A 23,441-nucleotide genomic window follows, 5' to 3' on the forward strand; every position below is an offset into this window, starting at 1 on the left:
GCGCGTTTCGCTCGTACGACCTGAACCGGAAAGGAGGCCTCGATGCCGGACCACTCTGTGATCACCGCCGAAGCCATGGCCTCGGCCGCCCTGAACGACCCGCAGTTCCACGTCCCGGCGCGGCCCAGGCTCCGGCGCGGGCTCTCCCTGCACCACACGCCCGAGGCCCTCGTCGTCGAAGGCACCCCCAAGAAGCAGCTGCTGCGCGGCGCCGCCGCCCGGGAACTGCTGCCCCGCATGCTCCCCCTGCTCGACGGCAGCCGTGGCCACGAGGACGTGGCCGAGGCTCTGGGGATACCGGCCGGCACGGTCTTCAAGGCCCTGTCCCTGCTGTGGACCTGCGGTCTGATCGAGGAGGCCGCGTCCGAGGCGACCGCCTCCCGGGCGGCGGCGGTGCCCGACGCGCTCGCCGACTTCCTCTCCCGTATCGGCGACTCCACCGGCGCCAACCACGCCTGGGAGGAGGCCCTGGACCGGCTGGCCCGGGCCCGGGTCGAGGTCTTCGGCACCGGCCCCCTGGCCGATGCCACCCGGCGCCACCTCGCCGACTCCCTCATGGACATGGGTACGAGTTCGGGTACGGGTACGAGTTCGGGTCCGGACATCGGCACCGCGCTCGCACCGGCACCCGGGAGCACCCTCGCCGTCGCCGCCGGGCTGGACCCGGACGCCTCCGCGGCGCTCGCCGCCTCCTGCGCCCTGGCCGGCGTACCGCTGATCCGTCTCGCGCTCACCGGCCGCACCGCCCATCTCGGGCCGTACGTCGACCTCGCCTTCACCCCCTGTCTGGCCTGCCGCACCGCGGAGGACCCGGCGGACGACCGGCCCCCGCTGCCCGGCGACGCCGAACTGGCCGCGTCGCTCTTCGCCCGGGACCTGTTCGCGCTGCTCTCGCGGAGCACGCCGAGCCCGCTGCCGTCCCAGTGGCGCACCGTCGATCTGGCGGATCTCTCCCAGCAGCGCCGCTCGGCCGCCACCCGGCCCGGCTGCCCCCACTGCTCGGCGGCACCGGGCGACCCGGTCGCCCCACCGCTCGCCGCGCGCTACGAGGCGGCGATCGCCTTCCCGCCCCGGGAGTACGCCGACGGCAAGGCCCACCAGGCCCACTACAAGCCTTCCAACATCGCTCTGCAGAACGACGAGAAGACCTGGCCCGTCGCGGCGGCCGTGCCCCTCCCGGAGCCTCCGCTCGCAGCCCTGCGCTCACCGTCGCCGGCCCTTCTCGACGACCGGACCGCCGCACTGCTCCTCGCCGTCACCGCCGGCCGCAGGGCTCTGCTGCCCGGCCGCGTGCAGCGCTGGACGGCGAGCGGCGGAAACATCGGCTCCGTCGTCGCCCACCTCGTGGTCCGCGACGTGCCCGGTCTGGAGCCCGGCGTCTACGGATACGTGGCCTCCGAGCACCGACTGGCCAGGCTCGCGGCCGACCCCGGCGCCGTCCCCGGCGAGGCACCTCTGACGGTCGTCCTCACCGGCGACTTCACCAAGGTCGCCAAGAAGTACGCGGCGTTCGCCCTGCGGATCGTCCTGCTCGACGCCGGCTGCGCCACTGCCACGCTCCGCTCCGCGGCGACCGCACTGGACCTGCCGGTCGCGATCCGTACCCGCTGGGACGACCTCGCGGTCGCCGCGGCCCTGGGGATCGACCCCGACCTGGAACCGATCACCACCCTCGTCGACCTGGGAGGAGCCCCGTGAGCGCCCCGCACGAACTGGCCATGGACATGCTGGCGTCCTTCCGTGAGCAGCGCGGCGGCGCCGCGGCCACGGCACTCGCCGAACGCCGCGTACCGGACCCGGCGGCGATCGGACCGACCGTCACGGTCGACCCGTACAGCCACCGGACCGTGCCCCACGACCTCCTGACCACCCTGGAGAACCGGCGCTCCCTGCGCGGCTTCTCCCAGGAGCCCCTGCCCGCCGGACTGCTGGCCGGCATCATGGCCCGGGCCCTGGAGCTCGACGAGCGATCCGCGGACGGCACGGCCTACGCCGACGACGCGGACGGCGCGGACGGCGCAGACTGTCCCCTCGAACTCACCGTCGTCGCCCACCGGTTGACCGGGGTCACCCCCGCCGTCCACCGCTTCGACGCCGCGGCGTCCTCCTTCACCCCGGTGATGGAGCTGCCCACCGGAGCGGCCCGCTACGGACTGACGCTGCAGCCGGAGTTCTCCGACGCCGCCGCGATCATCTCGATCGGGGTACCGCTGGACGCCGCGGTCCACCGCCACGGCGGGCACGGCTACCGGCTGCTGCTCACCCGTGCCGGCTCCGTCGCGTACGGGATGTGGCTGGACGGCGTCGCCCACGGACTGGTCGGCAGTGTCTTCGCCGGCTTCATCCCGGCGGCCGTCCGCGGCCCGCTGCTCAGCGACGGAACGAGCCGCCAGCAGATCTTCGCGCTGGCCCTGGGCCTGCCGCCGGCCCCCTGAGACTTCCCGCCCCGACCGGGTGCGGGAGCCGTTCAACCACCGCACGACACCTGAGGAGGTGCCTCGCATGGAGGACATCGAGCTGTACGCCGTCGACGCCGAGGAACTGGCGATCGAGGAGCTGCCCGAGGGCAACGCCCTCGCGAGCTGGGCGTCCGCCGGATCCGCTTCGACCGCGTCCTGCCCGGCGACGTCCGCGTCGTCCGTCAGCAGCGCGTCCACCTACGGCTGATCCGAAGCCCCCTGCCGGTCCTGCCGGCCGTCCCCACCGCACCGCACATCGAAGGGAGGTGAACACCATGGAGAACAACCTCGAGCTCTACGTCATCGACGGTGACGAGCTGGCGATCGAGGAGCTTCCGGAGGGCAACGCCCTCGGCTGCTTCTTCTGCGCCGGATCCGCTTCGACCGCGTCCTGCCCCGGTACGTCCGCGGCCACCGCGTCGTCCGCGTCGACCATCGGCTGACCCCCCTCGCGGGTCACTCCGCCACACGGCACACGCCACACGCCACACAGAAAGGATTCCTCAGTGCAGGACTTCAACGACCTCGAACTGGACCTGTCCGCCGACGAGCTGGCCTCGGACGCCCTCGGTCTCGAGCCCCTGAAGGAGGGCGTCGCCCTCGGCACCTGGGCGACCGCCGGCACCGCCTCGACGGCCTCGTGCCCGACGAGCACCGCCTCCTCCTCCGCGAGCGCCTCCAGCTTCGGCTAGAGCGTCCGCAGCACCACCCGCACTCCCACCGCCTGCACCGGCAGGCGGCACGACAGAAAAGGAAGTGAACGCCATGAACGAGAACCTCGACAACGAGCTCGAGCTGTGGTCGGAGTCCCTCGACCTGGAGGTCCTCCAGGACGCCGTCAGCCCCGGTTTCACCACCGCGTTCTGCGGCGCCTGCGCCGGCTCGGCCAGCTGCCCCGTCGGCTGTGTCGGCTCGATGAGCAGCGTCTCCAGCCAGGGCGGCTGATCAGCCCTACGGATCCTGGGCTCCCGGGGTGGTCCTAGTACCCCGGGGGCCCAGGGCCCTCGGTCCTGTCCGGCGGATCATGGCCGGGACCGCGACGCCTGGCACGGCACCTCGCCGCGTTGCCGAAACGCCCACATAGCTCCGCTATGAGGACGCTCCGGCGCCTTGCGATGCACCGCACCAGACGCCGCGGCCTATCCGACCCTGATCCGCCGCACAGGCCCAGCCCGGTCCGCTTTTCCCGGACCGGACTGCGTCAGACCAGACCAGATTAGAGCCAGGCGGCCCGGCACGGTAGCGGACCGGCCGCCGCTGCGGAGGGAGGAACCGCGCCGTGGACACGTGCACCGCACCCAAGCTCCGGGAGGATCTGGAGATCATCCGGGGGATGGACGACCACCCCTTGATGTTCGATCCGAAGGGCGGGACCTACCACCGGCTGACCAAGTCGGCGGCCGCGCTGCTCCGCCAGTTCGACGGAGCGCACTCGCTGGACGAGCTCTCGGCCCTGATGGCCGAGCGCCGGGGCGTACCCGCCGAGGGCGTACGCGGAGAGCTCACCGCCTTCGTCGACGAGCTGAGCCGCAGCGGCCTTCTCGTCGGCACCGAAGCCGAGCGGGAGCCCAAGAAGCGCGCCGGCGGCCGCTTCGGCACCAGCATGCTGATGCCCCGATTCGTCATCACCCGCTCGCTCCCGACGGTCCTGGAGCCGGTGGCCCGGCTGCTGCGCCCGGTCCCGTCCTGGCTGTCGGTCGGCGTCTTCGCCGGCGGCGGCATCCTCGGCATCCTGCTCGGCCTCTACGCGGTCCTGACCTCGGCTCCGCCGGCCAAGGACCTGCTGGGCACGGGAACCCTCGTCGCCATCGCGCTGATGTTCCTCCAGATCCTCGTGCACGAGAGCGCGCACGCCATGGTCTGCCAGGTGCTCAAGGTCCCCGTGCGGGGCCTGGGAGTGGCGCTGCTCTTCTACTTCATGCCGCTCGCGTACGTCGACCGCACCGACGCCTACCGCGTCCGCTCCCGAGGCGGCCGGGTCCTGCTCGCCGTCGCGGGACCGCTCAGCGACGGCTGGTTCACCGGCGCGGCCGCCCTGCTCGTGCTCACCACCGACGGCCCGGTCGCGCAGGTGGCCGGGGCGCTGCTGATCTTCCAGATGCTCAACCTGGTCACCAACATCAACCCGATGCTCCCGAGCGACGGTTACGCGGCGCTGGAGGCCGGCTTCGGCCTCGTCGACGCACGGGGCCGCGCCTTCACCCTGCTCAAGCACCGCCTGCTGGGCCGCCCGCTGCCGGGCTTCCTGGAGCGGATGCCGGCCCGCAGCCGCCGGCTGCACGTCACGTACGGCATCGTCTGCTGCGTCTACACCGTGGCGCTCGGCTTCTTCGTCGTCCAGTCGCTGATCTGGTCGTTCGAGCTGGTCGGACGGTCGATGCCGTGACCGCCCCCGAGATCTCCGGACCGCTGCTGACCCGGGTGGGCGGTCTGCCCACCGAGGCCCTGGACCTCACCGGGGCCGAGACGCGGCGGGCGATCGCCGAGGCCGCCGACGCGCACGCCGAACTGGAGCGCCGACGGCCCGCCGTGGAGGACGCCTGCTTCCCGCTGGTGCCCCTCCTGGACGACGAGGTGCCGCTGCGCCGCCAGGTGCTGGCCGCCAAGCGGGCCGCGCACCGGCTGCGTGCGCTGCCGTGGGGCGACGAACTGCCCGCTCGTATCGCCGAGTTGGCCGGACCCGAAGCGGTCGCGGACTTCCGTGGCTGGCAGGAGGCCGTACGGCTGCGCGACGAGACCGCCCGACGGCTCGACGCCCTGCTCGCCGAGGACCGTGCGGCGGCCCCGGCCGCGCTCGCCGGCCACCTCGCCGATCCGGGCTTCGCCCGGGCCGCCGCGCTCGCCGCCCCCGACTGGCTGCGCCACGGCCGCCCGCGCCGCCGCCCCGCCGAGACGCGCAACCTGCGCACGCTCTACTCCTACGTGTCCCGGGCGGCTGTGAAGACCAGCCCGTTCTCCACCCTGACCACGGTCGGCGAGGGCGGCTCCACCGGCTTCGCCGACACGACGGCCCTCACCACCCACGCCTCGACCCCCGCCTCGCCCTCCGCCGCCCACAGCTACGCCGCCACCGCCCTCGCCCAGCTCGCTCTGCGCTGTCTGGCCCGTGAGGCCGGTACCGCCGGTCTGCTGCGGTACCGGCTGGCGCCGGTCCGGCCCGGCGGGCCCGATGCTCCGCACGGCCTGGTCCTGCTGCCCGAGCCCGTCGCCGACGGGGGGCTGGCCTGGCGGCTCGACCGGGTCGTGGAAGCCGATCACGCGGCACCCTGGCTCTCCGGCTTCGCGGCCGACTCCGAGCACTCCCTGGACGGGCTGCTGTCCGGCCTCGGCGGTCCCGATCCCTTCCGTCGTTTCCGGCGTCTCCTGGACACCGGGCTGATCGCGCCCGTACCGCCCTGGCGGCGCGGCGACGACCCGGTGGGAGCCGTGGCGGAGCTGCTCGCGGGGCATCCCGAGGACGGGATCGCGGGCGAGGTGCGGGAGTTGAGGGACTCGGCCGCCGCGCTCTCCGCCGCCGGCGAGGAGGAACGTACCGAGACGCTCACCCGGGCCCGCCACACCGCCCGGCGCTGGGCCCGGCGGGCCGGTCTCGACCGGTTCGAGTCCGGGGAGGTGCTGTACGAGGACGTCGCGAGCGACCTCGCTCTGCCGCAGCTCCTCGATGTGCCGGAGGTCCGGGGCGACCTCACCGAACTGGGCCGCCGCATGCGCCCGTTCGTGTTCCGCTCGCACCTCTACGACGTGCTCGTGGACCGCTTCACGGCCGAGTACGGGCCGGGCGGGACCTGCACCGACGTGCTCGGCTTCCTCATGCGTGTCGCCGTCGACGGCGACGCCCAGCCCGACCTCGACAAGGCCTCCGTCGCCGACCGCGCCGAGCGGGAGACCGCGGGCGAGCGGGCCTGGCTGCCGGTCGGGCCGAGCAGCGCGCCGCCCGCCGCGGCGGTGCTGTTCCAGCTCGCCGCGACCGGCCCGGAGGCCGTGCGCGGCGGCGACTACCGGCTGGTGGTCAACCAGTTCAACCCCGGCACGGGCGGGCTCGTGACCCGCTTCGGGGGGCTTCTCGGCGAAGGCTTCCGCGACCGGCTGCGCGCCCACGTCCAGGCCTGCTGGCCCGGCCGGGCCTGCCGGGAACTCGTCCTGTGGACGGAGATCAACACCGCCCAGTCACGGTCGGCCGGTCTGCTCCCGCCGCTGGTGCTGCCCGGCGAGACCCCGGCGGCCGACGGTCTCGACCTGGCGGACACCGTGCTCACGCACGACCCGGGCGAAGGGACGCTCGCGCTGCGCGACCGCGGCGGCGACCCCGTCGGCCTCGCCTACCTGGGACTGGTCCCGCCGCATCTCTTCCCGCCGTTCGCCCGTCTCCTCGCCGTACTCGCCGACCCGTGGGTCAACGGCTCGCCGCACTCGGACTACGTCCTGCCGTTCGGACTCCAGGAGCAGCGCACCGACGCCGTCGTGCCGACGGCGCGGGCCGCCTTCGGCCGCGTCACGGTCTCCCGGGCCTCGTGGGTCGTCCCGGCCGCCGAACTGCCCGTGCCGAGGCCGGGCGAGAGCGACGCCGAGACCGTGCTGCGCGCCGAGGAGTTCCGGCGTGCGCACGGCCTGCCGGAGGAGGTCTTCTGTCACCGACTGACCGGCTTCGGGCCGGACGAGCAGGGCACGGACCGCAAGCCCCTGTGGGTGTCGCTGACCTCCCCGCTCTCGCTGTCCGTGCTCGCCCAGTGGGCCGGCCCGGCCACCGGCCACCTGCGCCTGGTCGAGGCGCTGCCGGTCAGGTCCGCGCACCCGCTGCGGGACGCGGCAGGCGGCACGCGGGCCGCCGAGCACATCGCGCTGCTGCGTTGGCGGCGCCCGGAGGAGGAAGCATGAGCACGACCGTTCCCCAGCGGGACTGGTGGTACGTACGGGTCTACCCGGGCGGCCCCCGGTTCATGGACGCGGCCGTCCGCACCCTGGTGCCGTGGCTGGCCGCGCAGGCCGGGAGGCTGGGCAGCGAGGACTGGTTCTTCATCAGGTACTGGGACGCCACCGGCCACCACCTGCGACTGCGGCTGCGCGCCGGGGCCGACGCGGTGGACGCGCTGGACGCCGTCGCCCGCGAGGAGCTCACCGGTCTGCTGGACACCCTGGAGGAGCGGCCCGAGGACACCGTCGGCCTGCTGCCCGGTGTACTGCCGCCCGGCTCGCCGACGCGGGGCATCACTCCCGCGCTGTACGCGCCGGAATCGGCCAAGTACGGCGGCCCGGACGGGGTCGCCCTCGCCGAGCGCATCTTCCGTCTCGACAGCGCGTTCTGCGCCGAGCTCGACCTCGCGGCCCTGCCCCGGCGCTACGAACGGGCGGCGCACGCCGTCTACTTCGCCCGGGCGCTCACCGCACGTGTGCTGACCGAGGAGGAGCGGGACGTCTTCTGGGTCCGCCACCGCACCCGGTGGGGCTGGCAACTGCGCCTGGCCGCCGGCGGGGAGCAGCTCAGGCCCCTGCTCGGCGGCGTCTCGGCGGGAGTTCGGGAGCAGGGCGTGCCCGCACTCGGCGTGCGGGAGCGGATCGACGCGCACGCCGACGCGTTGGCCGAACTCCTCCTGCGGGCCCCCGGCTCACGGGACCATCAGGTGCTCCATCACCTGCACATGGTGATGAACAGGCTGGGCTTCCCGCCCGGCGAGGAAGCGGCGCTCGGCATGCTGGCGGGGCAGACTGCCAGGAAACCGGCGGCTGTTGCCGGTGCTGTGCCCGGATGAGAGGAACAGCTGTGACGACTCTGGCAGGCGACATGATCCTGCTCGCCTTCGACGCGGAGGGCGGCAGGCTTCCCGTCCGGCAGTCCCTGGCCCCGGCGGTGCGCGGCGCGCTGCTCGCCGACCTGCTCGACGGCGGTGCCCTGACGGACGAGGCGGGCGCGGCCGGGGCCGTGGGCGAGGCTCCGCCGGACGCCGCGCTCCGGGAGGTGTGGCAGCGGATCGGGGCGGAGCCCGGCAGGAAGTGGCTGCACTGGGTCCGCAAGGACGGCCGTGCGTCGATCCACGCGGTGCTGCGGGGCCTGGAGAAGGACGGTCTGCTGGAGCGGAGCAGCGGCCGGGTCTTCGGCGTCTTCCCGCTGGAGCGCGTCGGTCTCACCCCGGCGGGCCTCGCGGCCGCGGGGGAGCTGCGCGCCGCGGTGACCGCCGCGGTCGAGGACCCGGGCGCCCGCGCGGATGGCGGTGCGGCCGACGGCCGGGTCGCGCTGCTGGCCGGGCTCGCTCATGCGGGCGGCCAGTTGGGCACGGTCCTGGCCGCCGATCGGCGCCGTGCGTTCAAGGACCGGTTGACGGCCCTGTCCGAGGGCGCCGCCCCGGTGTCGGCCGCGGTACGCCGGGCCGTCCAGGACCTCCAGGGCGCGGCCGTCTCGTAGCGGCGAGGACCGGGCCGGGTGCGGTCAGGGCCCGGGCGGGCCCCCACCGCGCCGACCCGGACCCCGTCCGGCTCCGGGCCCCACCGCGCCGACCCGGACCCGGTCCGGCCCCGGTTCGCCGCCGTGCGGGCCCGGGCGGTGAAGCCCGGCCCGCGCCGTGGAGCGTCAGATCCAGCCGCGTTCGCGTGCCAGGAGTGCGGCGTGCGGGCGGCTGGACGCGCCCAGGACGCGCAGGAGGTCGGCCACGTGCCGCCGGTAGGTCCGTACCGACATGCCCAGGTCACGGGCGCCGATCTCGTCCTTGCCGACGTGGCACATGGACTTCAGGACATCCCGCTCGGTCTCGGCGAGACCGCCCGGGCACTCCTCGTCGTCGGCGGTGATCGTCGCCAGGTCCGTGGCCTGGCACCAGATCTTCTCGAAGAGGGCGAGGATGCCGGAGACGAGGCCGGTCTCCTGGGCCACGAGGGCGCCCCGGGAGGTGTCCTCGGGATCGATCGGGACCAGCGCGGTGCGCCGGTCGTAGACGAGGACGCGCTCCGAGAGGTCCTCCGCCACCCGGATCTGCGCTCCCTTCGCGGTGAGTTCCCGCAGGTAGCCGACGGTCAGCGGATCGGCGAGGGCTTCCTGGAGCACCACGCTGCGGATCCGGACGCCCCGGCTCAGACAGCGCAGGTCCAGCGGGCGCGAGTGCGCGATGTTCTCGGGCGTCAGTACCGTGTACGGCTCGACGGACAGGATCTCCTCGCGGGCGAAGAAGGCGAGGTCGTCGATCCGGTTGCGGATCTGCGCGACGTTCTCCATGCGTTCGACGGACTGGGGCGAGGCCAGCGCCGGGCTCTGCTCGTCGCGCAGCTCGGCGACCAGGTGCCGGCAGCGGGTGACCTCCTGCAGTTCCTGGTGGAGTTCGCGCAGGCGCAGCTCGGTGAGCCGGTCCACGACGATCGCCGGATCGGTCGGGCACACGGTCTGCCCGTCGGTGCCGTAAAGGAGGCCGAGCTCGCGCAGTCGGTCCTGGGCGGTGGCCACGGCCTCGCGGTCGGCCCGCAGCAGGAGGTGGATGTCCCCGTCGGTCGTGTCGGGATTCCGCAGGAAGTGGCGGTAGATGCTCTCCTCCAGCTCGGAGAGTCCCAATACGCGCATGCCTGATACAGCCATCTCGAGCCCCCCGAAGCTCAGCCTGCACACCGGCGTCGCGCTCCGCTGGTCAGGCGGTGGCTGCGCGTCCGGATGATGGACTTGGAGAGTAATGCCCGAGTAAACGGACGCCTACTGTCCCCATCGGGATGTGGCGGGCGTCACATTGCGCGGGGTGTGGTGATCGTGGCCGTCGCGTGCCCGCCGCACCCCTCCGGGCCGCGGGTTGACCCCCGTACCGGGGGCGCATAGCGTCGCCGAGCTGGGGAGAGCGGGTGCGCGGGAGGTCTCGTGGTGGTGTCGGGTGGCGTGGAGCGGCTGACCGCCGAGGGGGCTCCCTTCGCCGTTCAGGACGGGGTGTACGTCGGCGGGCCGCAGACCCTGCGGGAGTTCGTCGAGGTCGTCTGGGCCTACGGGGACCGGGTCTTTCTCGTGTCCGAGGCCGGGCGGACGACCTATCGGGAGTTCTTCGACGCCGCCTGCGGGCTCGCCCGGCGGTTCGTCGGGGAGTACGGGCTGCGCCCCGGGGACCGGGCCGTCGTCGCCATGCGGAACCTCCCCGAGTGGCACGTCGCCTTCTGGGCGGCCCAGCTCGCCGGGCTCGTCGCCGTGCCGCTCAACGCCTGGTGGACCGAGGACGAGTTCACGTACGCCCTCGACGACTGCACGCCCGGCGTGCTGCTCGTCGACGGGGAGCGGGTCGCGCGGGTGCGCGGTTGGGCCGCCCGGAACGGCGTGCCCGGGATCGTCTTCGAGGGGGAGGCCGAGGAGGGGTTCGTCGCGTACGTCCCCGACAGCGACCCCCTGCTCGGGCCGCCTTCCGTCGACGTCCTTCCCGAGCACGACTCCACGATCATCTACACCTCCGGCACCACCGGCCGGCCCAAGGGCGCCGTCGCCACGCACCTCGCGCAGTCCGGCGCGGCCATGAACCCCCGGTACTTCGCCGCCGCCGCGGCCCTCGCTCGCGGGGAGGTGCCGGGGACCGCGCCCGCGCCCGTCTCGCTCACCACCTTTCCCTTCTTCCACGTGGCCGCCTTCACGTCCTTCTACGCCGTCATGGCCGCCGGCGGGACCCTGGTGATGATGCGGAAGTGGGACGCCCGGGCCGCCCTCGACCTGATCCGCCGGCACGGCGTCACCCATTACGCCGGGGTGCCCACCACCGCGCTCCAGCTGCTCGAGGCCGCCCGCGCCGCCGGCGACCCGATGGAGAGCCTCGTCCTCCTCAGCACCGGGGGCGCCGCCGCCCCGCCCGGGATCGTCGCCGGGATCACCGCCGCGTACGGGCAGCGCGTCGAGCCCCGCAACGGCTACGGGCTGACCGAGACCTGCGGCGGCGTCCTGTCGAACGTCGGGGCCGAGTACCGGGCGCATCCGGGGAGCGTCGGGCGCCCCTCGCCCGCCACCGAGGTGCGGATCGAGCGGCCCGACGGGGACGGGGTGGGGGAGCTCTGGCTGCGCGGGCAGTCGCTGGTCCGGGGGTACTGGGGCGACGAGGCCGCGACCCGCGCCGCCTTCACCGACCACGGCTGGTTCCGGACCGGGGACCTCGCGCGGGTCGACGAGCACGGGCGCGTCAGTGTCGTCGACCGGATCACCGACATGGTGATCCGCGGCGGCGAGAACGTGTACTGCGTCGAGGTCGAGAGCGTCCTGCACGAGCACCCGGACGTCGCCGACGCCGCCGTCCTCGGTGTTCCGCATCCGGTGCTCGGCGAGGAGGTCGTGGCCGTCGTGCGGCTGCGGCCCGAGGCCGATCCCGACGTCGAGCGGCTGCGCGCCCACGTGGGCGCGCGCCTCGCCGCCTTCAAGGTGCCCGCCCGTGTCCTCGTGCGGGACGGGGAGCTGCCGCGGAATCCGACCGGGAAGATCCTGAAGAGGGAGCTGAGAGGGCTCTTCAGCTGCGCGTGACGCGGATGCGGTACGCGCCGCCCGTGTCCTCGGCCAGGACGCTGATCCGGATGCCGTTCACCCGGTCCGTGAACGTCTCGCCCGGGCGGTACGGGGCGTCCGACAGCTCCGCGTGGACGTTCGGGCGCCGCGTGCAGCCGCCGCTGGAGCGGTCGCTGTCGGACACGGTCACCGGGCCGTGGCCGGTGTCCACGTCGGACTCGACCCGGTAGACGAGGACGCCCTGCTCGCAGACCGCCTCGTCGTTGCCCTCCTTGCTGCGCACCTCGACCGCGTACCCCGAGGTGCCGGAGAGCGGGACGAAGGCGAGCTTGGGGCCGCCGGAGACGGCCAGCGGGGTGAGGGTGTAGTCGGTGGAGCCGGGGGTGGAGGCGCAGCTGATCTGGTCGTTGTCGAGCCAGCCCAGCTTCCACTTGTGCCAGCCGAGCAGGTCGTTGTTGGCGCCCCAGTCCTCGGACATGATGTCCCAGTGCCCGACGGTGCCGCCGCCGTCCGAGGTGTAGAGGTCGGGCAGGCCGAAGACGTGGCCGTTCTCGTGGGGCAGCACCCGGTAGCCGGTCTCGGTGAAGCTGCCGGAGCCGTCGTCCTGGCGGCTGTAGACGAAGGACGTGTTGGCGAGCGGGACGCCGTCGGCGTACGGGGCGTCGTCGTTCCCGGAGAACGTCACGGACAGGACGGTGTCGAGGGCGGACGGCCCGGCGTTCGGCGTGGCGAGGACGTTGACCAGGTCGTACGCGCTGAAGTCCACCTTCGCGTCGGCGGCCTTCACGATGTCCTCGACGAGGGAGCGGTATCCCGGCTCGTACGGTGAGCCGCGCTCGATCCCGTACGCGGAGAACGGCCGGGGCATCCGCAGCCAGTCGGTCATGGGGACCTCGGCCTGGTACTTCAGGCGCCCGTACGAGCTGGTGTGGAACCAGTCGGAGGTCTGCGGGAAGAACTCGCGGAAACGGCTCATCGCTGTGCCTTCGCCGACGGCGTCGGGGAAGTCGACCATCAGGGTGAGCGCCCTGACGCGGCCCGTGGAGCGCACGTATCCGGGAGCGGTGGGCAGCCCCTCCGACATCTGCACGCCCATCGTGGTCGCGATCCGGCACGGCCCGAGCTGCGCGCCGTTCGGCGCGGCGGCCACGGGGCCGGCCGAGGCCGGGGCGGGGTCGGGGAGCGTCGTGCTCGCGGAGGTGAGCAGCGCGAGGGAGAGGGCCGTGGTCGCCGCCAGCGCGACCGGCCTGCGTATCCGTCGGCGGGGGTGCTGCATACGGGCGCCTCTCCGGTGGGGGCAGGTCGCGGCACGGGTCTCCTGTGCGGTCGGTACGGAGATCCGTGTCGTGCGATCAGCCTGTGGCGAGTGGCTCGGGGGCGCGCGCCGGGTGGACCGATCGGGTCGGCACCCCGTGCGGCGTGTCGACTGTGACCTACGTCACAGGATGAGCGGGAAATAAGCGGGGAGCCTCTCCCCGTTTAACCCTGTGTTCCGCGAAGTGGGGAGTCCGTCCCCGGATCGCTTCGGATGATTCCGATGGCCTGTTGAGGAGGTTGTGGCGTGACCAGCACCCCGGACACCGCGCCCGTCCGCCGCGTACCGCGCCCGCGTGCCGATGCCCTGCGCAACCGCGAGCGGATCGTGACGGCGGCCCGCGAGATGTTCGTCGAGTTCGGCCCCCAGGTGCCGTACGACGAGGTGGCCCGTCGCGCCGGCGTCGGGAACGCCACGCTCTACCGCAACTTCCCCGAGCGCGCCGACCTCGTCCGCGAGGTCGTCCTCTCCCTCATGGCCCGCGTCACCGAGCTCGCCGAGCGCGCCGCCGAGGAGGAGGCCGACACCTTCGCCGCCCTCCGCCGCTTCACCCACGCCGCGGCCGACGAACGCATCGGCGCCCTGTGCCCGATGCTCGACGGCGCCTTCGACAAGGACCACCCGGATCTGACCGTCGAGCGCGAGCGCCTGGAGGAGGCCGTCCAGGGCCTCGTCGAGCGGGCGCAGCACGCCGGTCGGCTCCGCTCCGACATCGGCGTCGGGGACCTGATGGTGGCGGTCTCGCAGCTGACCCGTCCGCTGCCCGGCACGGCCTGCGTGAACTTCGATCAGTTCGTCCACCGTCACCTGCAGTTGTTCCTCGACGGCCTGGAGGCGCCCGCGCGCTCCGAGCTGCCGGGGACGGCCGCGACCCTGGAGGACCTGAGACGCGATTCCTGCCGGCGGTCGTGACGACCGCGGACTAGCACCCGCCCCGCCCTCGGCGGTCCCTTCACTCGTACGTCCTCACGTACTCCCTTACGTCCTTTTTTCACCTGTACGCGCCAAGAGGTGGCTACCCCCATGTCCAAAATCCCCGCGAGCCCCGCGAGCCAGGCCGAGGCCGACCCCGGCCGCTGGAAAGCGCTCGTCTTCATCGCCCTCGCCCAGCTGATGGTCGTGCTCGACGCGACGATCGTGAACATCGCGCTGCCCTCCGCCCAGCAGGACCTCGGGATCTCGGACGGCAACCGGCAGTGGGTCATCACGGCCTACGCCCTCGCCTTCGGCGGTCTGCTCCTCTTCGGCGGCCGCATCGCCGACCTCTGGGGCCGCAAGCGGACCTTCGTCGTCGGACTGATCGGCTTCGCCGCCGCCTCCGCCCTCGGCGGGGCCGCGACCGGCGAGGCGATGATGCTCGGTGCCCGCGCGCTCCAGGGCGCCTTCGGCGCGCTCCTCGCGCCCGCCGCGCTCTCGCTGCTCGCCGTGACCTTCACCGACGGCAAGGAGCGCGCCAAGGCCTTCGGCATCTACGGCGCGATCGCCGGTGGTGGCGGCGCCGTCGGCCTGATCCTCGGCGGTTTCCTCACCGAGTACCTGAACTGGCGCTGGACGTTCTTCGTCAACATCCCGTTCGCGATCGTCGCCGCCGTCGGCGCGTACCTGGTCATCCGTGAGCCCGCGGGCGGCCGCAACCGCTCCACGCTCGACATCCCCGGCGTGATCCTGTCCACCCTGGGTCTGGTCGCGCTCGTGTACGGCTTCACCCGCGCCGAGTCCGAGGGCTGGAGCGACGCCGGCACCATCGGCCTGTTCATCGGCTCCGCCGTGCTGCTCCTCGCCTTCGTCCTCACCGAGGCGAAGGTGAAGTCCCCGCTGCTGCCCCTGCGCGTCCTGACCGACCGCAACCGCGGCGGTGTCTACCTCTCGCTGGGTCTCGCCGTCATCTCGATGTTCGGCCTCTTCCTCTTCCTGACCTACTACCTCCAGGTCGTGAAGGGCTACTCGCCGGTCATGACGGGCTTCGCGTTCCTCCCGATGATCGCGGGCATGATCGTCGGCTCCACGCAGATCGGTACGCGGCTGATGACCCGCGTCCCGCCGCGCATGCTCATGGCCCCGGGCTTCCTGACCGCCGGTCTCGGCATGCTGCTGCTCACGCAGCTGGAGGTCGGCACCTCGTACGCCGGTCTGATCCTGCCCGCGCAGCTGCTGCTCGGTCTGGGCATGGGTACGGCGTTCATGCCGGCCATGTCGCTCGCGACGCTCGGCGTGGACCCGCGGGACGCCGGTGTGGCCTCCGCGATGGTCAACACCTCGCAGCAGGTCGGCGGCGCCATCGGTACGGCCCTGCTGAACACGATCGCCGCCTCGGCGACCACCGCGTACCTGACCGACCACGCGGCGGGCGCGACCACTCCGGCCGCCCAGAAGCTGCTCCAGCTCCAGGGCATGGTCGAGGGCTACACCGCGGCCATCTGGTGGGCCGTCGGCATCCTGGTCGTCTCGGCCGTGATCGCCTTCACCCTGATCACCACGGGGAAGCCGGACATGGGCGTCGTCGCCGGTTCCGGTGCGGGCGCGGACGACGAGGTGAAGGTGCCGGTCATCGCCCACTGACCCGCGCACCCCACCCCTGCCCCTGGCGCGTCCTGCCCTGGTTCCCCGAGCCTCTCGCTCAGCGGAGCCAGGGCAGGTCCGCGTCCGGGCCCGAGGGTTCGAGGCCCTCGGCCATCACGCGCATGATCTCGCCGAGCTGCGTCATCTGTTCGGGGGAGAGCCGGTCGAACATCGCCTGACGCACGGCCGTCACATGGCCGGGCGCGGTGCGGCGCAGGACGTCCATTCCGTCGTCCGTGAGCCGCGCGAACTGGCCGCGCTTGTCCGAGGGGCAGTTCTCGCGAACCACCCAGCCGTTCTTCTCCAGCCGGGCGATCGCGTGGGAGAGCCGGGAGCGGGTGATCTTGGCGCTCCTGGCCAGCTCGGTCATCCGCAGCCGCCGGCGGGGCGCCTGGGAGAGCTGGACGAGCAGTCCGTAGTAGACGTGCGGCATCCCGGCGTCGCGCTGCAACTGGCGGTCGAGGTGATCCTCCAGGAGCGTGGTGGCGTGCAGGTAGGCGCGCCAGGTGCGCTGTTCCTCGTCGGTGAGCCAGCGCGGTTCGGTCATGTCTCCCATGGGTCCCATCGTACGACTCGTTCTTGAAAGTTGAACTACATAGGTTTACTCTGCAGATATTGAGCTTGAAGTTTCAAGGACTACGGATGCCGGAGGTCGTCGCCATGGACGCCACGCTCGAACGGATGCCCGCCCTCTACCTCTCCCACGGCGCCCCGCCGCTCGCCGACGACCCCGTCTGGCCCGGCCAACTCGCCGCCTGGTCCGCCGACCTCCGCCGCCCCAAGGCCATCCTCATGGTCTCCGCGCACTGGGAGGAGGCCCCCCTCGCCCTCGGCGCCACCGAGACCGTCCCGCTGGTCTACGACTTCTGGGGCTTCCCCGAGCACTACTACCGCGTCCGGTACGAGGCGCCCGGCGCCCCGCAGCTCGCCGAGGCCGTCCGCAAGCTGCTCCGCGCACCCGGCACCCCCGTCCAGGACATCCCCGACCGGGGGCTCGACCACGGCGCCTACGTACCGCTCGTCGAGATGTTCCCGGGCGCCGACATCCCCGTACTCCAGATCTCCATGCCCACCCTCGACCCGCGCCGGCTCATGGACATCGGGCGCAAGCTCGCCCCACTGCGGGACGAGGGCGTCCTGATCGTCGGCAGCGGCTTCTTCACCCACAACCTCGCCGCCCTCCGCCACACCGGCGGCGGCGTGCCGGGCTGGTCCGCCGAGTTCGACGACTGGGGACACCGCGCCCTGGAGGCGCGGGACGTCGACGCCCTCCTCGACTTCGAGCACAAGTCCCCGGCCGGACGCCTCGCCCACCCGCGTACGGAACACTTCGCCCCCCTCTTCGTCACCATGGGCGCGGCGGACGCGGCCGGCGACCTCGACGCCGAGCGGTCCGTGATCGACGGCTTCTGGATGGGGCTCGCCAAGCGGTCCGTCCAGTTCGGCTGAGCCTGTCGGATCAGCCTGTCGGAGCCGTCTGTCGGAGCCGTCTGTCAGAACACGGGAGGGTTCAGCTCGATCGAACGGACGGCGGCGGCCAGCGCGAGCGGGTCGCCGACGTCGAGCGCCGTGTCCGTGAACTTGATCGTGTGGTCGTCGCCGTGCGCCGCCGCCCGCTCGAAGACCTCCTCGGCCGTGAGGGCGGTCCTCTCGTACGGGGCGGACTCCCGCGGGGTGTAGGCCGCCGTCACCGCGGCCGCCGCCGTCCAGGCCGCCGCCAGGCTCGGCGCCCACAGCTCGCGGGGGAGCGCGGGCAGCGCGCGGAGGACCGCGTTCGGCGCGGTCGCCGCATGGACCAGCATGATCGGCTCGCCGTGGCCGTGCGTCGCGTACCGGTGCGTCGCCGCCGCCACCAGCTCCGTGAGCAGCGCCTTCGCGGTGTCCGGGTCCGTGGCCGCGCCCCACTGCGGGAACCCCGTCAGCTGGTCGAGCCGGTCCCGGATCCCCCCGTCCTGCTCCGGGACCGGCGGTACGGCGTCCAGAGCGGCCGCCGCGCTCGGCGCCACGGCCAGCGGGGCGAGCGGCGGCAGCGGCTGATGGCGGGCCGCCCAGTAGCCGAGGGCGTGCGCCAGCTCGGCGCGGCGGGGCGCCGTCTCCGGGGAGGTCAGCAGCGTCCGTACGGCGTGACCGGTGCGGATCACCGGGTGCGTCGCCCCCGCCGCGATCCCGGGAAGCAGCCGGGGCCACCACTCGGCGAGGACCTCGCGCCACGGGCGGGCCTCGGGGCCGTCGAGCTCCCGCGCGAAGAAGCGCGTCCAGTCGGTGCTCCGGGACGGGTCGCCGAGCGCCCCGCGCCAGTCGCCCGCCGTGACGGGGCGGGTCGCGGGCGGCAGCTCCTCCAGCTTGTGCGCGTAACGGTCGAGCCAGCTGTGCACGGTCAGGGCCTGGCCGTTGCGGACGAGTGCCTCGACGGCCATCGGGGCGTGGTTGGTGAGCCAGCCGCCCCGTTCGGGGCCGGTGGTGTGGAGGCGTTCGAGAGCCTCGTCGAGGGTGCCGGTCGTGTCGGCGCTCTGGCCGTCCTTGCCGCTCTTGCCGTTCATGTCGCTCATGCAGGCGACGCTAGGGCGGGGAGCGGCGGGGCGTAACGGGCTACGGACCTAGGCCTCGGGACCGGGATCCGGGTAGGCCTCGGGGCCGGGTCGTCGGTGCGCGCAACCCCAGCGCCTCCGGTGACGTCTGAACAGATGGCGCCGCATGTGATCGCGGTCTCACCGACAGTGTGGTCGGAGCCCCCGCGAGCGGCGCCGCATCACCCTCCGTGCCCGGTCTGACCTGCACCTCCGTGGGTTCCGGCGGCATGCCCGAAGGGGCCGCGGCCGCGCAGGATACTGCATGATCGCGAAAATCCATGTGCCGGGTGGGAATTCTGTCCTGATTCCAGTCGTTGTTTCCGTCGGATGCAGGGCACCCGAGAGGGTGTCGCGACCTACTCAGCAAGGGAGCACGCATGGCAACCCGTGCCGTCGCCCGTCGTCAGACCTCCGCCAAGAGCGGGGCGAGCCGGGCCAGCAGCGTTCGCGCCGTGGGCGGGGACATCGCCGACCGCGACCTGGTCGGCATGTACCTCGACGAGATCGCGCGGACACCCCTGCTAGACGCCGCCAAGGAGGTCGAGCTCTCCCAGACGATCGAGGCGGGCGTCTACGCCCAGCAGATCCTGGACGGCGACATAGAGAGCGAGGCGGGCGGCGCGGCCCGCGAGGAGCTCGAGGCGCTGGTCGCCGAGGGTGAGCGGGCCAAGGACCTCTTCATCAAGTCCAACCTCCGGCTCGTGGTCGCCGTCGCGCGGCGCTACCCCCGCAGCGGGCTGCCGCTGCTGGACCTGATCCAGGAGGGGAACGCGGGCCTGGTGCGCGCGGTCGAGAAGTTCGACTACGCGAAGGGCTTCAAGTTCTCCACGTACGCGACGTGGTGGATCCGCCAGGCCATCACCCGGTCCATCGCGGACCAGTCCCGGACGATCCGGCTCCCCGTCCACCTGGTGGAGGAGCTGGGCCGCATCCGGCGCGTGCAGCGCGAGTTCAACCGGGAGAACGGCCGGGAGCCCGAGCCCGCCGAGATCGCGACGGAGCTCGGCTCGACGCCCGAGCGGGTCACCGACGTCCTGGACTGGGCGCGCGACCCGGTCTCGCTGAACATGTCGGTGGACGACGAGGGCGAGACCCAGTTCGGCGACCTCCTGGAGGACACCTCGGCGATCTCGCCGGAGCAGTCGGTGCTCACGCTGCTGCGCAGCGAGGAGCTCGACGACCTGATCGCCAAGCTCGACCACCGCACGGCGTCGATCATCCGTATGCGGTACGGGATCGAGGACGGGCGCGAGCGGACGCTGACGGAGGTGGGCAAGCAGCACGGTCTGACGCGCGAGCGGATCCGCCAGATCGAGAAGCACGCCCTGCTGGAGCTGAAGAAGATGGCCCACGACACGGGCTTCGACGCGGTGGCGTGAGGCGTCGGACGCAAGGAGTCAGAGTGTGACCCGACGAGGGGTGTGACCTGACGAGGGGTGTGACGTGACGAGGGGCGGGGCGGCCGCGGAGGTGGCCGCCCCGCCCCTCGTCCTTCACGTCCGGGCCTGCGTCGACGCCGCCAGGCGGGTCGCCAGCTCGTCCACGTAGCCGTGGAGGGCCGGCGGGCCGTGGATCGTGAAGGGGGCGTCCACCAGGGCCAGGCGGAGCGCCAGCCACTCGACGGAGTCGGTCGAGCGGGTGCGGAGGCGGCAGGTCGTCGGGCCCGTCGCCGTCGGGATCAGATGGGACGGGAGCCGGGCCGTCACGAAGTCCGCGGGGGCCTCGAAGGTGACGTCGAGCTCCAGCTCGGTCTGGGCCCGGGACATGGTGCGGACCAGGAGCTGGGCCGCGTCGCCGGCCGGCAGCTCGCGCGGGGTGAAGCGGGCGCCCGTCGCAAGCGGGTCGCTCACCCGGTCGACCCGGAAGGTCCGCCAGTCCTCGCGCCCCAGGTCGTACGCGACGAGGTACCAGCGGCGCCCGGTCGAGACCAGCCGGTACGGCTCGACCAGCCGCTTCGACTCGGCGCCGTCGCCCGCCCGGTAGCCGAAGCGCAGTTTCTCCCGCCCCGTGACCGTGCCCGCGAGGGCCGTCAGGGTGGCGGGCGCGACCGTGGCGCCGTCGCCCCTGATCAGCGGGAGCGTCGCGTTCTGGAGGGTCGAGACCCGGTGGCGGAGCCGGGCGGGCAGGACCTGCTCCAGCTTCGCCAGGGCCCGTACGGACGCCTCCTCGATGCCCTCGATGGCGTGCCCGGCGCCGGCCCGGAGGCCGACGGCGATCGCGACGGCCTCCTCGTCGTCGAGGAGGAGCGGCGGCATGGCCGTACCGGCCACGAGGCGGTAGCCGCCGACCGCGCCCAGGGTCGCCTCGACCGGATAGCCGAGATCACGGAGCCGGTCGATGTCCCGGCGGATGGTGCGCGGGGAGACCGAGAGCCGTTCGGCGAGCTCGCTGCCGGGCCACTCGCGCGGGGTCTGGAGGAGCGACAGCAGATTCAGGAGTCGAACCGGGGTATCTGTCATGTCTCCCAGAATGAGGCCCATCTAGGACATCATTTGGCCTAGATGACTTCTATCTTCTTCCTATGAGTTCACACGAAGCCGTCACGGATGCGGCCCCCACGGACACGAGCGACAAGAGGCGGTGGATCGCCCTCGCCATCGTGATGACGGCCGCCTTCATGGACCTGGTCGACGCCACGATCGTCAACATCGCGATCCCCAGCATCGAGCGGGACCTCGGAGCCTCCTTCGGGGCCATCCAGTGGATCACCGCCGGTTACGCGCTCGCCTTCGCGGCCGGGCTGATCACCGGCGGTCGGCTCGGTGACATCTACGGCCGCAAGCGGCTCTTCCTCATCGGGACCGCCGGCTTCACGCTCGCCTCGGCGCTCTGCGGCTTCGCGGCCAACTCCGAGATGCTGGTCGCCTCCCGCCTCCTCCAGGGCGCGGCGGCGGCGATGATGGTCCCGCAGGTCCTCTCGATCATCCACGTCACCTTCCCGGCGCACGAGCGCGGCAAGGTCTTCGGGATGTTCGGCGCGATCATCGGCCTCGGCGCCGTCTCGGGTCCGCTGCTGGGCGCGCTGCTCACGCAGTGGAACATCGCCGGTCTCGAGTGGCGCCCGATCTTCCTGATCAACCTGCCGGTCGGCATCGCGGGTCTGATCCTGGGCCGGAAGTTCATCTCCGAGTCGAAGGCGCCGAAGGCGCTCCGGCTCGACATCGTCGGCATGCTCCTGGTGACGGTGGCGCTGCTGATGCTGATCTACCCGCTGACGCGCGGCCGTGAGCTGGACTGGCCGCTGTGGGGCCACCTGATGATGGTCGGCAGCCTCCTCGTCTTCGGCGCCTTCGTCGGCTACGAGAAGTTCAAGACGAACAAGGACGGCTCGCCGCTCGTCGAGCTGTCGCTGTTCAAGGTGAAGAGCTTCGCCGCCGGCATCGCCGTGCAGCTGACCTTCGGCATCGTGCTCGGCATCTTCTTCCTGGTCTGGACGATGTACATGCAGATCGGGCTCCACTGGACCCCGCTGAAGGCGGGCGTCACCGGCGTGCCGTTCTCGATCGCGGTCTCCCTCGCCGCCGGCCTCTCGGTGCAGAAGCTGGTTCCGCGCTTCGGCCGCAAGGTGCTTCAGGCGGGCGCGCTCACGATGATCGCGGGCCTCCTCCTCTACTTCTTCGTGGCCGGCCGCTACGGCTCCGGGATCGAGCCCTGGCAGATGATCGCGCCGCTGGTGGTCATGGGTCTGGGCATGGGCCTGATCGTGGCGCCGCTGACGGACGCGGTCCTCTCGGAGGTGCCGAGGGAGCACGCGGGCTCGGCCTCGGGCCTGATCAACACGACGGGCCAGATGGGCAACGCGCTCGGGCTCGGCCTCGTGTCGGTCGTCTTCTTCGGCGTGATCGACGGCCGGAACCTGGCGCAGGCTCCGACCGAGGTGTCGGCGGCCTTCACGGACGCCTTCCAGAACTCGCTCGGCTGGGCGGCGGGCGTGCTCGCCGCGATCTTCCTGGTGATGTTCGCGCTGCCGGCGAAGCCGAAGCAGCACCTGGAGGGCGGCGACGGCGACGAGGACGGCGACGACGCTCCGGGGAGCATCGAGAAGGAGCCGGTGCTGACGCACTGATCTCCCTCGACTTCAGGGGCGGTGCGCACCGAGTGCGCACCGCCCCTTCGTCATGTCACCTGTCCGTCAGGGGCGCTTCAGGCCCGGGATGAGGTTGCGGGACGTGCCGGGAGGCAGGGCGCGCGTGAACTTGTTCGCGCGAAGTGCCACCGGTGTGGGTGTCGTCTGCTGGACCCACGGGTCGTCCCAGATGAAGTCGGTGCCGTTGGTCTCGCCCACCGTCTGCCAGACCTGCCCGGTCTTCGTCACGATCTTGACGAGGGCCGTGTTGCCCTGGCTGTCGTAGGAGACGCCGCAGGCGTCGGTGGGGAAGTTGTCGTTGTCGGGATCCCCGGGGGCGTCGTCCGCGTTGCTGAGGTCCTGCCAGACGATCGTCCCGCCCGCTGAGGCCGCCCGCCCGACGAAGACCTTGCCGCCGGTGAGCACGGCCTGCTGGTCCTCGGTGCTGGAGGGGGCGTAGAGATCGATGTCGGAGCACGGTCCGGTGGGGCCTGTGGCTCCGGTGGCGCCTGTTGCGCCGGTGGCACCTGTGGCACCCGTCGCTCCGGTCTCGCCGGTGGCTCCGGTAGCGCCCGTGGCGCCTGTCTCGCCGGTGGCACCCGTGGCGCCCGTGGCTCCGGTCTCGCCGGTCGCTCCGGTAGCTCCGGTTTCGCCTGTGGCACCCGTGGCTCCGGTGGCGCCCGTCTCTCCGGTGGCGCCCGTAGCGCCGGTAGCTCCGGTCTCTCCGGTGGCTCCAGTGGGTCCGGTTTCGCCTGTGGCGCCCGTTTCTCCGGTGGCTCCGGTGGCGCCGGTCTCGCCTGTTGCTCCGGTCTCGCCCGTGGCCCCGGTGGCGCCCGTGGCTCCGGTTTCGCCCGTTGCGCCGGTCTCGCCTGTTGCTCCGGTGGCTCCGGTTTCGCCGGTAGCGCCGGTAGCGCCGGTCTCGCCTGTTGCTCCGGTTTCGCCGGTAGCGCCGGTCTCACCCGTGGCCCCGGTCGCTCCGGTCTCACCCGTGGCTCCGGTCTCACCCGTCGCCCCGGTCGCTCCGGTCTCACCCGTGGCTCCG

General features: G+C 72.8%; 22 protein-coding genes. 16 read left to right on the top strand and 6 right to left on the bottom strand.

The window, feature by feature from the left end:
- Positions 1–42: 42 nt before the first annotated feature.
- From SGA01_RS38530 to SGA01_RS38580, 10 genes are all read left to right on the top strand, one after another.
- Positions 43–1,698: a nitroreductase family protein gene (locus SGA01_RS38530; protein ID WP_141302861.1), complete on the top strand. Its 1,656-nt coding sequence runs from the start codon at positions 43–45 to the stop codon at positions 1,696–1,698.
- Positions 1,695–2,435, top strand: coding sequence for a hypothetical protein (locus tag SGA01_RS38535; RefSeq protein ID WP_141302863.1), 741 nt, complete (start codon positions 1,695–1,697; stop codon positions 2,433–2,435). Before SGA01_RS38530 ends, SGA01_RS38535 begins: the two co-directional genes overlap by 4 nt.
- 67 nt (positions 2,436–2,502) lie before the next feature.
- The gene (locus tag SGA01_RS38540) at positions 2,503–2,667 is read left to right on the top strand and encodes a thiocillin family RiPP (protein ID WP_107105427.1); all 165 of its coding nucleotides are present in this window, start codon (positions 2,503–2,505) and stop codon (positions 2,665–2,667) included.
- A 67-nt stretch (positions 2,668–2,734) separates the two neighbouring features.
- A complete protein-coding gene (locus SGA01_RS38545) occupies positions 2,735–2,902 on the top strand; it encodes a thiocillin family RiPP (protein ID WP_141302866.1) in 168 nt (55 codons plus the stop codon).
- Between the two features lie 63 nt (positions 2,903–2,965).
- On the top strand, positions 2,966–3,151 hold the full coding sequence (locus SGA01_RS38550) for a thiocillin family RiPP (RefSeq protein WP_229918181.1): 186 nt from the start codon (positions 2,966–2,968) through the stop codon (positions 3,149–3,151).
- Positions 3,152–3,224: 73 nt separating this feature from the next.
- Positions 3,225–3,404 carry a thiocillin family RiPP gene (locus SGA01_RS38555; RefSeq protein WP_055642953.1) on the top strand — a complete coding sequence of 60 codons (180 nt, stop codon included), beginning with the start codon at positions 3,225–3,227 and terminating at the stop codon, positions 3,402–3,404.
- Positions 3,405–3,738: 334 nt separating this feature from the next.
- A complete protein-coding gene (locus SGA01_RS38565; protein WP_055642954.1) occupies positions 3,739–4,845 on the top strand; it encodes a PqqD family peptide modification chaperone in 1,107 nt (368 codons plus the stop codon).
- A complete protein-coding gene (locus SGA01_RS38570) occupies positions 4,842–7,334 on the top strand; it encodes a lantibiotic dehydratase family protein (protein ID WP_141302868.1) in 2,493 nt (830 codons plus the stop codon). Before SGA01_RS38565 ends, SGA01_RS38570 begins: the two co-directional genes overlap by 4 nt.
- Complete coding sequence (locus SGA01_RS38575; RefSeq protein WP_141302870.1) at positions 7,331–8,206, top strand: lantibiotic dehydratase C-terminal domain-containing protein; 876 nt, start codon at positions 7,331–7,333, stop codon at positions 8,204–8,206. The genes SGA01_RS38570 and SGA01_RS38575 overlap by 4 nt, the downstream gene beginning before the upstream one ends.
- Positions 8,207–8,217: 11 nt before the next feature.
- Positions 8,218–8,856, top strand: coding sequence for a GOLPH3/VPS74 family protein (locus SGA01_RS38580; protein WP_167534291.1), 639 nt, complete (start codon positions 8,218–8,220; stop codon positions 8,854–8,856).
- Between the two features lie 165 nt (positions 8,857–9,021).
- On the opposite strand, the gene SGA01_RS38585 is transcribed toward SGA01_RS38580, so the two are convergent.
- The gene (locus tag SGA01_RS38585) at positions 9,022–10,014 is read right to left on the bottom strand and encodes a helix-turn-helix transcriptional regulator (protein ID WP_141302874.1); all 993 of its coding nucleotides are present in this window, start codon (positions 10,012–10,014) and stop codon (positions 9,022–9,024) included.
- Positions 10,015–10,284: 270 nt separating this feature from the next.
- Between SGA01_RS38585 and SGA01_RS38590 the strand changes: the two genes are divergently transcribed.
- A complete protein-coding gene (locus SGA01_RS38590; protein WP_141302876.1) occupies positions 10,285–11,907 on the top strand; it encodes a class I adenylate-forming enzyme family protein in 1,623 nt (540 codons plus the stop codon).
- On the opposite strand, the gene SGA01_RS38595 is transcribed toward SGA01_RS38590, so the two are convergent.
- Positions 11,894–13,165, bottom strand: coding sequence for a M6 family metalloprotease domain-containing protein (locus SGA01_RS38595; protein WP_141302878.1), 1,272 nt, complete (start codon positions 13,163–13,165; stop codon positions 11,894–11,896). The genes SGA01_RS38590 and SGA01_RS38595 overlap by 14 nt on opposite strands.
- 285 nt (positions 13,166–13,450) lie before the next feature.
- Between SGA01_RS38595 and SGA01_RS38600 the strand changes: the two genes are divergently transcribed.
- Both SGA01_RS38600 and SGA01_RS38605 read left to right on the top strand, forming a co-directional pair.
- A complete protein-coding gene (locus tag SGA01_RS38600) occupies positions 13,451–14,116 on the top strand; it encodes a TetR/AcrR family transcriptional regulator (RefSeq protein WP_141302880.1) in 666 nt (221 codons plus the stop codon).
- A gap of 111 nt (positions 14,117–14,227) precedes the next feature.
- Complete coding sequence (locus SGA01_RS38605; RefSeq protein ID WP_055642961.1) at positions 14,228–15,763, top strand: MFS transporter; 1,536 nt, start codon at positions 14,228–14,230, stop codon at positions 15,761–15,763.
- Between the two features lie 58 nt (positions 15,764–15,821).
- On the opposite strand, the gene SGA01_RS38610 is transcribed toward SGA01_RS38605, so the two are convergent.
- Positions 15,822–16,328 carry a MarR family winged helix-turn-helix transcriptional regulator gene (locus SGA01_RS38610; protein ID WP_141302882.1) on the bottom strand — a complete coding sequence of 169 codons (507 nt, stop codon included), beginning with the start codon at positions 16,326–16,328 and terminating at the stop codon, positions 15,822–15,824.
- Between the two features lie 95 nt (positions 16,329–16,423).
- On the opposite strand from SGA01_RS38610, the gene SGA01_RS38615 reads away from it, so the two are divergent.
- The gene (locus SGA01_RS38615) at positions 16,424–17,212 is read left to right on the top strand and encodes a dioxygenase family protein (protein ID WP_141302888.1); all 789 of its coding nucleotides are present in this window, start codon (positions 16,424–16,426) and stop codon (positions 17,210–17,212) included.
- Positions 17,213–17,256: 44 nt separating this feature from the next.
- On the opposite strand, the gene SGA01_RS38620 is transcribed toward SGA01_RS38615, so the two are convergent.
- The gene (locus SGA01_RS38620; RefSeq protein WP_229918183.1) at positions 17,257–18,312 is read right to left on the bottom strand and encodes a questin oxidase family protein; all 1,056 of its coding nucleotides are present in this window, start codon (positions 18,310–18,312) and stop codon (positions 17,257–17,259) included.
- A gap of 398 nt (positions 18,313–18,710) precedes the next feature.
- On the opposite strand from SGA01_RS38620, the gene SGA01_RS38625 reads away from it, so the two are divergent.
- Positions 18,711–19,712: a sigma-70 family RNA polymerase sigma factor gene (locus tag SGA01_RS38625; RefSeq protein WP_055642963.1), complete on the top strand. Its 1,002-nt coding sequence runs from the start codon at positions 18,711–18,713 to the stop codon at positions 19,710–19,712.
- A gap of 114 nt (positions 19,713–19,826) precedes the next feature.
- Here the strand turns inward: SGA01_RS38625 and SGA01_RS38630 are convergent, their stop codons facing one another.
- Positions 19,827–20,792 carry a helix-turn-helix transcriptional regulator gene (locus SGA01_RS38630; RefSeq protein ID WP_141302884.1) on the bottom strand — a complete coding sequence of 322 codons (966 nt, stop codon included), beginning with the start codon at positions 20,790–20,792 and terminating at the stop codon, positions 19,827–19,829.
- Positions 20,793–20,854: 62 nt separating this feature from the next.
- On the opposite strand from SGA01_RS38630, the gene SGA01_RS38635 reads away from it, so the two are divergent.
- Positions 20,855–22,399, top strand: coding sequence for an MFS transporter (locus SGA01_RS38635; protein WP_141302886.1), 1,545 nt, complete (start codon positions 20,855–20,857; stop codon positions 22,397–22,399).
- 66 nt (positions 22,400–22,465) lie between these two features.
- Here the strand turns inward: SGA01_RS38635 and SGA01_RS41535 are convergent.
- Positions 22,466–23,441: hypothetical protein (locus SGA01_RS41535; RefSeq protein WP_371866312.1), on the bottom strand; the 976-nt coding region annotated here is incomplete at its 5' end.

This window comes from Streptomyces gardneri (genome assembly GCF_006539185.1).
Classification (GTDB): Bacteria; Actinomycetota; Actinomycetes; order Streptomycetales; family Streptomycetaceae; genus Streptomyces; species Streptomyces gardneri.

Excerpts from the sequence above, each read along its gene's own strand:
- SGA01_RS38530 (WP_141302861.1), top strand. The coding sequence starts at position 43 with ATGCCGGACCACTCTGTGATCACCGCCGAAGCCATGGCCTCGGCCGCC.
- SGA01_RS38540 (WP_107105427.1), top strand. The coding sequence starts at position 2,503 with ATGGAGGACATCGAGCTGTACGCCGTCGACGCCGAGGAACTGGCGATC.
- SGA01_RS38545 (WP_141302866.1), top strand. The coding sequence starts at position 2,735 with ATGGAGAACAACCTCGAGCTCTACGTCATCGACGGTGACGAGCTGGCG.
- SGA01_RS38555 (WP_055642953.1), top strand. The coding sequence starts at position 3,225 with ATGAACGAGAACCTCGACAACGAGCTCGAGCTGTGGTCGGAGTCCCTC.
- SGA01_RS38575 (WP_141302870.1), top strand. The coding sequence starts at position 7,331 with ATGAGCACGACCGTTCCCCAGCGGGACTGGTGGTACGTACGGGTCTAC.
- SGA01_RS38585 (WP_141302874.1), bottom strand. The coding sequence starts at position 10,014 with ATGGCTGTATCAGGCATGCGCGTATTGGGACTCTCCGAGCTGGAGGAG.
- SGA01_RS38595 (WP_141302878.1), bottom strand. The coding sequence starts at position 13,165 with ATGCAGCACCCCCGCCGACGGATACGCAGGCCGGTCGCGCTGGCGGCG.
- SGA01_RS38605 (WP_055642961.1), top strand. The coding sequence starts at position 14,228 with ATGTCCAAAATCCCCGCGAGCCCCGCGAGCCAGGCCGAGGCCGACCCC.
- SGA01_RS38610 (WP_141302882.1), bottom strand. The coding sequence starts at position 16,328 with ATGGGACCCATGGGAGACATGACCGAACCGCGCTGGCTCACCGACGAG.
- SGA01_RS38615 (WP_141302888.1), top strand. The coding sequence starts at position 16,424 with ATGGACGCCACGCTCGAACGGATGCCCGCCCTCTACCTCTCCCACGGC.
- SGA01_RS38620 (WP_229918183.1), bottom strand. The coding sequence starts at position 18,312 with ATGAGCGACATGAACGGCAAGAGCGGCAAGGACGGCCAGAGCGCCGAC.
- SGA01_RS38625 (WP_055642963.1), top strand. The coding sequence starts at position 18,711 with ATGGCAACCCGTGCCGTCGCCCGTCGTCAGACCTCCGCCAAGAGCGGG.
- SGA01_RS38630 (WP_141302884.1), bottom strand. The coding sequence starts at position 20,792 with ATGACAGATACCCCGGTTCGACTCCTGAATCTGCTGTCGCTCCTCCAG.
- SGA01_RS38635 (WP_141302886.1), top strand. The coding sequence starts at position 20,855 with ATGAGTTCACACGAAGCCGTCACGGATGCGGCCCCCACGGACACGAGC.